Source organism: Lentzea sp. (assembly GCF_036380075.1).
Taxonomy (GTDB): domain Bacteria; phylum Actinomycetota; class Actinomycetes; order Mycobacteriales; family Pseudonocardiaceae; genus Lentzea.
The window spans coordinates 116,368-128,632 of sequence record NZ_DASVFL010000020.1 but is presented as its reverse complement, the minus strand read 5'-3'; the positions used below and the strand labels follow the sequence as shown (position 1 = coordinate 128,632).

11 protein-coding genes and 1 pseudogene are annotated in these 12,265 nt (G+C 69.4%); 7 read left to right on the top strand and 5 right to left on the bottom strand.

The window, feature by feature from the left end; translation table 11 throughout:
- Positions 1 to 21: 21 nt before the first annotated feature.
- Positions 22 to 1,458, bottom strand: coding sequence for an MFS transporter (locus VF330_RS02250; RefSeq protein WP_330849773.1), 1,437 nt, complete (start codon positions 1,456 to 1,458; stop codon positions 22 to 24).
- On the bottom strand, positions 1,455 to 2,579 hold the full coding sequence (locus tag VF330_RS02245; RefSeq protein WP_330849772.1) for an epoxide hydrolase: 1,125 nt from the start codon (positions 2,577 to 2,579) through the stop codon (positions 1,455 to 1,457). Before VF330_RS02245 ends, VF330_RS02250 begins: the two co-directional genes overlap by 4 nt.
- 118 nt (positions 2,580 to 2,697) lie before the next feature.
- Between VF330_RS02245 and VF330_RS02240 the strand changes: the two genes are divergently transcribed.
- Together VF330_RS02240 and VF330_RS02235 are read left to right on the top strand one after the other, a co-directional pair.
- Positions 2,698 to 3,912, top strand: a complete 1,215-nt coding sequence (locus VF330_RS02240; RefSeq protein ID WP_330849771.1) for a cytochrome P450 — start codon at positions 2,698 to 2,700, stop codon at positions 3,910 to 3,912.
- A 16-nt stretch (positions 3,913 to 3,928) separates the two neighbouring features.
- Positions 3,929 to 4,936, top strand: coding sequence for an NADP-dependent oxidoreductase (locus VF330_RS02235; RefSeq protein ID WP_330849770.1), 1,008 nt, complete (start codon positions 3,929 to 3,931; stop codon positions 4,934 to 4,936).
- A 51-nt stretch (positions 4,937 to 4,987) separates the two neighbouring features.
- Here VF330_RS02235 and VF330_RS02230 read toward each other — a convergent pair whose 3' ends face one another.
- Entirely contained in the window at positions 4,988 to 5,317 is a 330-nt protein-coding gene (locus tag VF330_RS02230) for a hypothetical protein (protein ID WP_330849769.1), read from the bottom strand.
- 98 nt (positions 5,318 to 5,415) lie between these two features.
- Between VF330_RS02230 and VF330_RS02225 the strand changes: the two genes are divergently transcribed.
- Both VF330_RS02225 and VF330_RS02220 read left to right on the top strand, forming a co-directional pair.
- Positions 5,416 to 6,174 (top strand): SDR family oxidoreductase, encoded by a 759-nt coding sequence (locus VF330_RS02225; RefSeq protein ID WP_330849768.1) that lies wholly within the window; start codon positions 5,416 to 5,418, stop codon positions 6,172 to 6,174.
- A 30-nt stretch (positions 6,175 to 6,204) separates the two neighbouring features.
- Positions 6,205 to 7,437 carry a cytochrome P450 gene (locus VF330_RS02220; RefSeq protein WP_330849767.1) on the top strand — a complete coding sequence of 411 codons (1,233 nt, stop codon included), beginning with the start codon at positions 6,205 to 6,207 and terminating at the stop codon, positions 7,435 to 7,437.
- A gap of 65 nt (positions 7,438 to 7,502) precedes the next feature.
- Here the strand turns inward: VF330_RS02220 and VF330_RS02215 are convergent, their stop codons facing one another.
- A complete protein-coding gene (locus VF330_RS02215) occupies positions 7,503 to 8,921 on the bottom strand; it encodes an alpha/beta fold hydrolase (protein ID WP_330849766.1) in 1,419 nt (472 codons plus the stop codon).
- Positions 8,922 to 9,178: 257 nt separating this feature from the next.
- A pseudogene (locus VF330_RS02210) lies at positions 9,179 to 9,274 on the bottom strand (DUF664 domain-containing protein); the annotation flags it as partial.
- Positions 9,275 to 9,927: 653 nt separating this feature from the next.
- Here VF330_RS02210 and VF330_RS02205 point away from each other — a divergent pair.
- From VF330_RS02205 to VF330_RS02195, 3 genes are read left to right on the top strand one after another with little or no spacing between them, the layout of a single operon-like run.
- Complete coding sequence (locus VF330_RS02205; RefSeq protein WP_330849765.1) at positions 9,928 to 10,251, top strand: 2Fe-2S iron-sulfur cluster-binding protein; 324 nt, start codon at positions 9,928 to 9,930, stop codon at positions 10,249 to 10,251.
- Positions 10,252 to 10,263: 12 nt separating this feature from the next.
- A complete protein-coding gene (locus tag VF330_RS02200; RefSeq protein ID WP_330849764.1) occupies positions 10,264 to 11,043 on the top strand; it encodes an SDR family NAD(P)-dependent oxidoreductase in 780 nt (259 codons plus the stop codon).
- 1 nt (position 11,044) lies between these two features.
- Positions 11,045 to 12,265, top strand: a complete 1,221-nt coding sequence (locus VF330_RS02195) for an NAD(P)/FAD-dependent oxidoreductase (RefSeq protein ID WP_330849763.1) — start codon at positions 11,045 to 11,047, stop codon at positions 12,263 to 12,265.

The window sequence follows — 12,265 nt, the reverse complement described above, 5'->3', positions numbered from 1 at the left end:
GGGGCCGTTTCGCTTGAAGGTCTACTTCTTGCGCGGCACAGCGAACGCGACCAGCGCACCGCAGAACGTGAAGACGCCGGCGCCGAGCAACGCGAGCCCGAAACCGGACCCGAGCGCGTGCCGCAACGGCTGCCCGTCCGCGAGCAGCGAGTCCGCGCGGGCCGACGACATCGTGGCGAGCACGACCAGGCCGATCGCGCTGCCCATCTGCCGGATCGTGTTCAGCAGACCGGACGCGAGACCGGCCTGCTCGCGCGGCACCCCGGACGTGGCGGCGTTCGTCGTCGCGTTCAGGACCGCGCCCATTCCCAGACCCAGCAACGTGGTGGGCACGAGGATCGAACCGAGGAACGTCGACGTCTCGTCCACCGTGGACACCCAGACCAGTCCGACGGTCGCGGTGAGCAGACCGGCGACCAGCACCGGCCGCGGCCCGGTCTTCGGCACGATCCGCGCCACGCCGTAGCCGCCGAGCGCGATGCCGATCGACAGCGGCAGGTAGCCGAGTCCGGTGGCGAGCGGGCTGAACCCGAGGACCTGCTGGAGCACCAGCGTGAGGAAGTAGAAGGTGCTGAACAAGGCGGCGATCGCGAAGAACGCCACGACGTTCGCCGCGGTCACCGCGCGGTTGCGGAAGATGCCGAGCGGCATCAGCGGGTGGGCGGACACCGTCTGCTGGCGCAGGAAGAATGCGAACAGCACCACCGCGAGCGCCAGCGACCCGGCGACCTGCCAGGAGCCCCAGCCCAGCTCGTGCGACTGCGCGATGCCGAAGACCAGCGCCATCAGGCCGATCGTCACGGTGATCGCGCCCGGCACGTCGAGGCTCCTGCGGCCGCCGTTGCTCGCCGTCTCCGGCACGGCGCCGCGGATCAGCGAGACCAGCAGGACGCCGAGCGGCACGTTGATCAGCAGCACCCAGCGCCAGCCCAGCGTCTCGGTGACGATGCCGCCGAGCAGCACGCCGACCGCGCCGGCCGAACCGGACACCGCGCTCCACCACCCGAACGCCTTCGCGCGGGCACCGGGATCGGTGAACGTCGTGCCCAGGACCGTCAGCGACGCCGGTGCCATCACGGCGGCGCCGAGACCCTGGAACCCGCGGGCCGCGATCAGCGTGCCGGGCGAGGTCGCCATGCCGCCGACGGCGCTCGCGACGGTGAACAGGGTGGCGCCGAGGAAGAACACCCGGCGCTGTCCGAAGAGGTCGGCGAGCCGCCCGCCCAGCAGCAGGAAGCCGCACACCGCGATCGTGTAGGCGCTGTTGACCCACTGGAGGTCGTGCCGTTCGAACCTCAGCTCCTCGAAGATCGAGGGCAGGGCGACGTTCATGACCGACGCGTCCAGCACGTTCATGAACTGCGCCAGGCAGCACACGGCCAGCACCAGGCCGAGCCGGGCCCCTGCCTTGGGTGCGTCCGCCTTGGGCGCCTCCGGCCTGCCGATCGTGGCGGTCATGAGCGCACCAGGCGGAAGAACGCCCGCAGCTCCTCGACGAGCACGACCGGGTTCTCCAGCGCGGGGAAGTGACCGCCCGACGGCATCTCCCGCCAGTAGCGCAGGTCCGTGAACCGGTGCTCGGCCCACGGCTTGGGCATGCGCGCGTCCGCCGGGAACACCGAGAACCCGGTGGGCACGCCGACCTGCGTCAGCGGCGACTTGTTGTAGCTCTCCCAGTACAGCCGGCCCGACGACGCGGCGGTGGCGGTGAACCAGCACACCGAGACCATGTCGAGGATCCGGTCGCGCGGGATGACCTTCTCGGCGTCCCCGTCGTGGTCGCTCCACGACCAGTACTTCTCGCCGGCCCAGCCGAGCTGCCCGACCGGCGAGTCGGTGAGGCCGTAGCCGAGTGACTGCGGCTTGGTGTTCATCACCGCCGCGTACGCGGACTCCTTGGCGGCGAACTCCTTCAGCGCGCCGAGCCCCTTGTAGTCCTCTTGGGACAGTTGCACGTCACCCTCGGGCGCGGGGGCGAACGGCATGACGAGGTGGATCGCCTCGACGTGGTCCGGCGCGATGTGGCCGAGGATGCCCGTGATGAACGAACCCCAGTCGTTGCCGTGCGCGTAGAACCTGTCGTAGCCGACCCGGCCCATCAGCGTGACGAACGCGGCCGCGATGCGTTCCAGCGTCCAGCCGGTTCCGGTCGGCTTGTCGCTGAAACCGTAGCCCGGCAACGAGGGCGCGACGACGTGGAACGCGTCGGCCGGGTCCGGCGGGTTCGTCAGCGGCTCGATCACGTCGAGGAACTCCGCGACCGAACCGGGCCAGCCGTGCGTGAGCAGCAGCGGCCGCGCGTTCTCGTGCGGGGAGCGGGCGTGCAGGAAGTGGATGCCGACGCCGTCGATCTCCGTCTTGAACTGGGGGACGGCGTTGAGCCGTGCCTCCGTCGCGCGCCAGTCGTAGACGGTGGCCCAGTGCTCGGCCAGTTCCTTGGCGTAGGCCAGGGGCATGCCCTGGGACCAGTCGTCGACAGTCTCCGCGTCGGGCCACCTGGTCGCTGCCAGCCGCCGCTTGAGGTCCGCCAGTTCGGAGTCGGGAACCTCGACCCGGAACGGCACGAGTGCAGTGTCCATGGCGCGAAGGTAGGTACGGCTCCTCGACTCCCGGTCGACATCCAGGTTTCGAGCCGCCTTCGAGGTTTCCGTAGCAAGGTTCGGCGCGAGGCCAGGCCGAATACTGCGGAGGTGTCCCGTGCTGCCCCTTGAACTGGACGAGGAGTTCCCGTTCAGCGGTTCCTCCTACCGCGGCCCGGACCCCAAGTACGACACGCTGCGCGCCACCTGCCCGGTGGCCAAGGTGCGGACGAGCTCCGGCACGCCGACCTGGGTGATCACGAAGTACGAGGACGTCCGCGCCGGGCTCGCCGACTCCAGGCTGAGCCGCGCGTTGACGTGCGCCGAAGGCGCTCCCCAGGTCGGCGGCGCCATGACCACCACGCCCGAGATGATCATCTCGCTGGACGGGTCCGAGCACTCCCGGCTGCGCAAGCTGGTGATGGGCGCGTTCACCGTCCGCAAGGTCGAGGCGATGCGCGCGGGCGTGCAGAAGGTGTGCGACGAGCTGCTGGACGCCGTCGAGCTCGAAGGCGGGCCGGTCAACCTCGTCGAGAAGCTCTGCGTCCCGTTGCCGCTCACCATCATCGGCGACCTGCTGGGCGTGCCGACCGAGGACCTGAAGATCTTCGAGCAGGACGCGCGGGCGTTCGCCACGTTCGACGAGAACGACCCCGAGGCGCCGATGCGGGCGTTCGGGCGGCTCGCCGGGTACGTCATGGGCCTGATCGCGCAGAAGCGCGCGAACCCCGGCCAGGACATGCTGTCCGACCTGATCTCCGCGCGGGACGACGACGACAAGCTGAGCGAGCAGGAGCTGGTGACGTTCGCGTTCACCCTCATCGGCGCCGGCTTCGACACCGCCGCGAACCAGATCTCCAACTCGGTGCTCGCACTGCTGCACGACCACCCGGACACGTGGAAGCGGCTCGTCGCCGACCCGTCGCTGATCCCGGCGGCCGTCGAGGAGCTCCTGCGGCACGTCAACCTGTTCGCCACCGACACCACCGGGTTCCACCGCATCGCCGCGGAGGACCTGGAGCTCGGCGGACAGCGGATCGCGAAGGGCGACGCGGTGTTCTTCGTGCTGTCGTCGGCGAACCGCGACTCCGACGTCTTCGAGAACCCGCAGCAGCTCGACATCGACCGCGCCACCAACCCGCACATCGCGTTCGGGCACGGCGTGCACTACTGCCTCGGCAAGCAGCTGGGGCGCATGGAGATGGCGATCGCCATCGAGGGCCTGACCCGCCGCTTCCCCGACCTCCGCCTGGCCGTGCCGTACGAGGACCTGTCGTGGCACCAGGGCGAGATCAACCACTCACTCGTCACGTTCCCCGTCACGTGGGGCTAGAGATCCAAGGAGAGCCATGAGCATCCCCGAGAAGCAGTGGGAGGTCAGGCTCGCCAAGCACGTCGAGGACGACCTGACCCTCGAGCACTTCGACGTCGTCGAGGTGGCCGTCCCCGAGCCCGGTGACGGTGAGGTGTTGGTGCGCGTCGACTACGTGTCGGTGGCCGCCGCCTTCAAGGAGTTCATGAAGTCCGACTGCCAGATCCCCGGCGTGCCGCCGTGGAAGGTCGGCGAGCCCGCCGGTGCCGGCGGTGTCGGCACCGTGGTGAAGTCGAACAGCCCCGACCTCGCGGTCGGGGACCTGGTGCAGTCGTTCGGGCCGTGGCAGGAGTACTGGTCCGGTCCGGCACAGCAGTTCATCAAGCAGAACCCGCAGTACGTGCCGTCGCCGGTCTACTTCCTGTCGCAGGGACCGACCGCCTACTACGGCATGGCGACCCTCGCGCAGGCCGGTGAGGGCGACGTCGTGTTCGTCACCGGCGCCGCCGGCGGTGTCGGGTCGCTGGCCGGGCAGATCGCGAAGGCCCGCGGTGCCAAGGTGATCGGCTCGGCCGGCAGCCAGGCCAAGGTCGACTGGCTGGTGAACGAGCTCGGCTTCGACGCCGCGTTCAACTACAAGGACGGCCCGGTGGCCGACCGGCTGCGCGAGCTCGCCCCGGACGGCATCAGCGTCTTCTTCGACAACGTCGGCGGCGAGCAGTTCGAGGCCGCGGTCCAGGCCGCCCGCCCGCACGCCCGGTTCGCCCTGTGCGGCGCGCTGTCCAACCAGAACGACGGTGCCGAGCACCCGCGGTTCGACCTGATGACGGCGATCACCAAGCACCTGGAGATCCGCCCGTTCGCCTGCTACCACCTGCCCGAGCAGATCCAGGACTGGGTCGTCCACTTCGGACAGTGGCTGCAGGAGGGCAAGTTCGTCTTCCCGCACACCATCGTCGAGGGCGGGGTCAAGACCGCGCCGCAGGCACTGCTGTCGCTGCTGGCCGGCGAGTACACCGGCAACGTGACGGTCGAGTTCTCCTGACGCGCGCAGGAGGAGAAGGGGGCGCCTGCACAGGCGCCCCCTTCGAGGTTTCTAACCCAGCCGCTGCGCCGTGATCCGGATCGCGGCTTCCCGTGCCGTGGTGCCGTTTTCGAGTCGCACCACCGCGTTCCCGCTGCTGACGAACTCGTCGCCGCGCAGCACACCGTCCTGCGAGATCTCGATCGTGCCCGGCGTTCCGGTCAGTTCTTCGAGGATGTGGTAGCTGAACGTGTCGGGGCCGGTCGACTTCCACGTACCGGATCCCCTTCCGCCCACGACGAGCAACGCCGATCCGTCGCGCGCGAACTCGAGCTCGCTTTCCGTGTCGCCACCGGGCCTGCCGACCCGTGCGCGCCACCTGCCCACCGCGAGAGTTCCCATGCCCCCAGGGTTTCCGCCGGACCTAGACCTGGACTCAAGGAACACCGAGCAGGGTTGCTGACGACTGCCCTACCGAGTGGAGAGAAGCTGGAGGCGTCATGTCGGACGCACCATTTGCCGGACAGCAGGTCGTCGTGACGGGTGGGGGAACCGGCATCGGCCGCGCGGCGGCGCTGGCGTTCGCCGACCTCGGCGCGTCGAACGTGATCATCACCGGCCGCCGGGAGAACCGGCTCACCGAAGTCGTCGCACTGCACCCGGCGATCACCGCCGTCGTCGCGGACGTGACGACACCCGAAGGCGCCGAGAAGGTCGCCGACGCCGTGAAACTGGGCGGAGGCAGGGTCGACGTGCTGGTGCACAACGCCGGCATCTTCCGCTTCACCCCCGTCGCCGGGTTCGACCTCGCCACCGCACGCGACGTCCTGGAGACCAACCTGGTCGGCCCGCTGGTGCTGACCGCCGCACTGCTGCCGAGAATGACCTCACCCGGCGGCAGCATCGTGTTCGTCTCCAGCAACGCCGGTCACATCGCCGTCCCCGGCGGCGGCGTCTACGGGGCGAGCAAGGCCGCCGTGGACAGCCTCGTCCGCAGCTGGGCCCTCGAACTGGCCCCGCAGGGCATCCGCGTCAACGCGGTCGCGCCCGCCGCGGTGCGCACGGAGGTCTACGCGGCCAACGGACTGAGCCCCGAGGAGGTCGAGGGCTACTTCGGCTTCCAGGCCTCCCAGACGCCCCTGGGGCGCACCGGCGAGGTCGACGACGTCGTCCCGTGGATCACCCGCTTCGCCGAGCCGGCGAGCTCGTGGGTGACCGGTCAGATCATCACGCTCGATGGCGGCGCTGACCTGGCGTGAGCCAAGTTCTCGACTAGGAGGAAGACCCACATGACCAGCAGCGCCACCGAGCCGGGCGTGGACACGTTCCCGTACAAGCGCACATGCCCGTTCACGCCGCCTGCCCAGTACACGCAGATGGCCGAGGAGGACGTCGTCGAGGTGACGCTGACCGGGTCCGGTCTGCGGATCTGGACGATCAGCGGGTACCACACGATCAAGCAGATCCTGACCGACCCGCGGATCAGCGCCTCCCGCAAGCACGACAACTTCCCGTTCTACTTCGTCGCGCCGCCGGAGTTCCGCACCGAGACGTCGTTCATCGGCTACGACAACCCGGAGCACACCAAGACCCGCCGCAAGGCCGCGGTGACGTTCACCAACCGCCAGGTGAAGCGGCTGCGCGGACGCATCCAGGAGATCGTCGACGAGTACATCGACAAGATCCTCACGATGACGCCGCCCATCGACTTCCACCGCGAGTTCTCCCTCGCCGTGCCGATGACCGTCATCTGCGAGCTGCTCGGCATCCCGCAGGACGAGCACGACTTCTTCATCGAGCACGGCACCTGCCTGCTCGGCGGCCACTCGACGCCCGAACAGCGCCAGGCCGCGATCGTCGAGGTGAACGCCTACGTCGACAAGCTGATCACGTTGAAGGAGAAGGAGCCCGGCGAGGACCTCCTCTCGCGCGCGATGGCCGAGTACGCGGCCTCCGGCGAGGAGTACACGCGCCGCGACCTGTTCAACATGATCCGCCTGCTGATGAACGGCGGCCACGAGACCACCGCCTCGATGCTGTCGCTCGGCACCGCCGCCCTGCTGGAGAACCCCGACCAGCTCAAGCTGCTGCTCGACGACCCCGAGGGCATGATCGAGCCGGCCGTCGAGGAACTGGTCCGCCTCGCCACCATCGGCGACACCGCCATCCCGCGCGTCGCGCTGGAGGACATCGAGATCGCGGGCAAGACCATCAAGGCCGGCGACGGCATCCTGTGCCTGGGCCTCAACGGCAACCGCGACCCGGAGATCTTCCCGGAGCCGGAGAAGCTGATCCTGGAGCGCGGCACCCGCAAGCACCTCGGGTTCGGCCACGGCCTGCACCACTGCATCGGCGCCGACCTCGCGCGCCTGGAGATGCAGCTGGTGTGGTCGACGCTGTTCCAGCGCATCCCCTCGCTGCGGCTCGCCAAGCCGTTCCTGGAGATCCCGCGCAAGGAGGGCGCCGTGATCTACGGCCTCTGGGAGCTCCCCGTGACGTGGGACCTGCCCGCGGAGGACTGAGTCCGGACGCCGAAAGGGGCCCCGCTCTTCGTGAGCGGGGCCCCTTCGTGGTTCTGCCCAGTCCTTCAGTCCTTCGGGATGTCCGGGCGCTTCACGTGGCCGGGGATCCGGGTGTGCTTGGACGCGGGCAGCACACCGTCGACGAGGTAGTCGTCGACCAGCGCGTCCAGAACCTCGTTGCCCGCCAACCCGTACACCTCGTGGTCACCGGAGTCCTCGATGACGACCAGCGGGTGGTCCAGCAGCGCGGCCAGCTCGATGCCGCCCTCGACCCGGTCCATCGGGTCGCCGTCGGCCTGCACGACGAGCCCCTTGGGGTAGCCCGGCTGCGCGAGCTTCGTCGGCGGCTCCACGCTCTCGAACGTCCGGAACGCCCCGACCCACGGCTGGGCCCGCAGAACCCCGTAGCCGTAGGGGTGCTGCGCGCGGTGCTTGCGGACGTCGTTGTAGTAGACCTCCAGGTCCTGCGGCCAGTACGTCTCCAGCGTGATGGCCTCCAGCACACCGACCCGCAGGTCGCCCTCGGAGTCCTGCGGCCGCCACGTGCCCTGCCCGACGATGAGCGTGCGGGCCTTGTCGAGGTTGCCGTCGTCCAGCGCCGTGGTCAGGTCGCCGATGAGGTACCCCAGCGAGTCCCACTGCGCCCGGTCCGTGGCCCTGGTGCCGACCGCGCCGTCGAGCAACGTCCGCAGGTGCACCTGCTCCTGCTCGTCGAGCTTGGCGACGACCTTCTCGATCTCGTCGACGACGGCCTGCCCGGTGGTGCCGAGGTGGAAGTGCCCGTCCCGCTGCGCCGTCCACTCCGCCCACAGCTCGACGTTGCGGTAGACCGCCTCGGCCTGCGTGACGAACTGGTCGCGCCACGTCCACTGAGGATTGATGCACGAGTCGAGCACCGTGCGGTCGAGGTTCTCCGGGAACATCGTCCCGTACACCGCACCCACGTACGTGCCGTACGCGTACCCGACGAACGAGATCTTCTCCTCCTGCAGGACGACGCGGATCAGGTCCATGTCCCGCGCGGTGTTGCGCGTCGTGATGTGCTTGCGCAGCTCCCCGCCGGCCTTCTCGCACCCGAGCTCGCGCAACCGCATGTCCTCGGCCAGCTGAGGGAACAACGAGTCCGGCGGCCGCGAGTCGAAGGGCGCCTTGGGAACCGTGACCTCGCTGTAGAGCTTGGTCGACTCGCCGTACCCGCGCGGGTCGAACCCGATGAGGTCGTAGGCGGTCCGGACGCGCTTCCCGAGCCGCTTGATCAGGTTGAGCCCGTCCCCACCGTCCCCACCGGGCCCGCCGTTGACGGCCAGCAGCACCCCGCGCCGCTTGCTCGCGTCGGTGGCCCTGAGGCGGGCGAGGGCGATGGTGAGCTTGGGACCGTCCGGATCGGAGTAGTCGCGTGGCACGACGACCGTCGCGCGTTCAAGGCCGTCCTCGAACGGCGGTGACCAGTTCACCTGCTGGTCGTAGAACTCCTTGAGGGGCACGGTGGAACCTCCGCGTGATGGGTGTGCGCCGACACCGCAGCGTCGCAAGGCGGGCTCGAACGCCCCTGGAACTCCCGCTTCACCGCACCCGGCGCGGCGCTCCAGCTTCAACGAGTCAGGCTCGGTGCTCCGGCTTCACCACATCCGGCTCGGTGCTCCAGCTGCAGCGCACTCGGCCAGGCTCGGTGCTCCGGCTTCAGCGCACCCGGCCCGGCGCGGCGCTCCGGCTTCAGCGAGTCAGGCGCGGCGTTGCGGCTTCAGCGCCCGGTCGTCCCGTCGACCAGCTCGCGGACGACGTCGGCGTGCCCGGCGTGCCGCCCGGTCTCCTCGATCATGTGCACGAGCCGCCACCGGTCTTGGGCGGTGGCTGGTCACGGCGGCGGGTTCTCGATGGCATGGCCCGATTCTGGGCGGGTGCGGAGGCTGGGTGCACGCTGGCTTGCCGTTCCGGCAACTTCCGCGGTGCTCGACGGTTCACCCGACGCATTTCCCGCGCTCGAAGGTTCCTCCCCGCCGCATTCCCGCGGGCGTTCGCGCGTGTCTCCACCGCGCGTCTCCACCGTGTGCCCTCTCAGAGGGCTTCCAATCGAGCGACCTCACCACCCCACCGCGTGCCCTCCGTTTCCGACCGTGTCTCGCCCTGCCCGCGCCTTCCTAATCCGGCGGAGAAGATGACCATGATTTCGTGACATCCAACAGACGGCGCCAAGCGTGAATCCGGACAAGGATCACCCGTCCGAGTGACGCAACCCGCGCCCGGCACGCCTGACGCGGAGCCCGGCACGCCTGACGCGGCGCCCCCAACACGCCCTACCGCCGTGCCTGACATCCCAGCGCACGGCGGCCCGAGAAACCACGCCCGAAACCACGAGAAACCACACCCCAGCGACCCGAAACCACATCCGGAGCCGCCCGAACCCGCTCAAGGTGGTCTCCACCACGTGCAAAGCGCCGCCCCCCAAGGTGAACCACGTCCGGCGAGCCGCAGATCCGTGGGAGAACTGCCATGCCAAAGATCACTTACGTAGCGCACGACGGGGTTGAGACCGTTGTCGACGTTGCCCAGGACGACACCGTGATGCGCGGCGCGGTTCTCAACGGCATCAAGGGAATCGTCGCCCAGTGCGGCGGTGGGGCTTCCTGCGGTACCTGCCACGTGTACATCGACCCCGAGAACACCAAGCCGCTGTCGCAGATGCACCAGGTCGAGGACGAGCTCCTCTACTTCACGGCCTGCGAGCGCAAGGCGAACAGCCGGCTGAGCTGCCAGATCCCCGTGACCGAGGAGCAGGACGGGCTCGTCGTGCACATGCCTGAGAAGCAACTCTAAGGGAGAGAAAGCATGAGCCAGCGACGGGTCGCCCTGGTCACGGGCGCTACCAGTGGTATCGGTCTCGAGGTCGCGCGCAGCCTCGGCAAGGAGGGGCACGCGGTCTTCGTCGTCGCCCGCAACGCCGAGAACGTCCAGACCACGGTCAAGCAGCTCAAAGAAGAAGGCATCGAGGCCGACGGCGCGTCGGCCGACGTCACGTCCACTGAGGACATCCGCAACGCCGTCCAGAAGGCCGTCGACGTCTTCGGGCCCGTCGAGATCCTCGTCAACAACGCGGGGCGCGGTGGCGGCGGCATCACCGCCGAGCTGGACGAGAACCTCTGGCTCGACGTCATCGACACCAACCTCAACGGCGTCTTCCGCTTCACCAAAGAGGTGCTGTCCACCGGCAAGATGGTCGAGCAGACCTGGGGCCGGATCATCAACATCGCCTCCACCGGCGGCAAGCAGGGCGTCGTGTTCGCCGCGCCCTACTCGGCGTCCAAGCACGGCGTCGTCGGCTTCACCAAGGCCGTCGGCATCGAGCTCGCGAAGTCCGGCATCACCGTCAACGCGGTGTGCCCCGGCTACGTCGAGACCCCCATGGCCGGCCGTGTCCGCCAGGGCTACGCGAACCACTGGGGTGTCACCGAGGACGAGGTCCTCGAGAAGTTCAACGCCAAGATCCCGCTGGGTCGGTACAGCACGCCGGAAGAGGTCGCCGGTCTCGTGACGTACCTGACCACGGACACCGCGTCCTCGATCACCGCGCAGGCGCTCAACGTCTGCGGCGGGCTGGGCAACTACTGACATGCGCGGCGAGTCGGTAGTCGTCGTCGGGGCCGGGCAGGCGGGCTGCCAGGTCGCGGTGTCCCTGCGCGAGCAGGGACACCGCGGACCCATCACGCTCATCGGTGACGAACAGGCCGCGCCGTACCAGCGGCCCCCGCTCACGAAGGCCTACCTGGCGGGGGAGACCGACCTCGCCGGACTGGTCCTGCGGCAGGACTCCTTCTACGAGGACAGCGGCATCAAGCTCATCCGCAACGAACGGGTGATCGGCGTCGACCGCCAGGCGCGGGTGGCGGTGCTGGGTTGTGCCCGCACGGTCTCCTACGACCACCTCGTGTTCGCGACGGGCGCGCGGCCGCGGCCGTTGCCCATCCCCGGCGCCGAGCACGTGCTGAACCTGCGCACGGTCGCCGACGCGGACGCGATCAAGCAGCGCCTCGACGGCCAGATCGGGCTCGACGTCGTCGTCATCGGCGGCGGGTTCATCGGCCTGGAGTTCGCCGCCGTCGTGCGCAAGCTGCGCCACGAGGTGACCGTCGTCGAGGCGCAGCCGCAGGTGATGCAACGCGCGGTGTCCGCGGAGACCGCCCAGCACCTGGTCAACCGCCACCGCAGCGAAGGCGTCCAGATCCTCACCGGGACGGGCGTCGCCGCGGTCAGGGAAGGCCTCGTCGAGCTCACCGACGGCACGGTGCTCGTCGCCGACCTCGTCGTCGCGGGCATCGGCGTCGTCCCCAACACCGAGATCGCGCAGCGCGCCGGGCTCACCGTCGACAACGGCATCGTCGTCGACGCGCACCTCGGCACCGTCGACCCGCGCATCTACGCGGTCGGCGACTGCGCGCGGTTCGCCAGCACGCACGCCGGCGGCCTGATCCGCCTGGAGTCGGTGCAGAACGCCACCGACCAGGGCACCACGGTCGCGTCGGCCATCCTGGGCAGCGCGGAGCCCTACACCGCCCTGCCGTGGTTCTGGAGCGACCAGTACGACGTGAAGCTCCAGACCGCCGGTCTCACCAACGGGCACGACCGCACGGTGCTCGTCGGCGACCCGGCCGAGGGCCGGTTCTCGGTGTTCTGCTTCAAGAACGACAGGCTGATCGGAATCGAGGCGTACAACCGCCCGATCGACTTCCTGATGGGACGCCGGATCCTGGAGAGCGGCAACGCGCTCACCCCGGAGATCGTCGCCCAGCCGGGCTTCGACCTGCGCGCCAGCCAGCAGCAGAAGGCGGCGTGA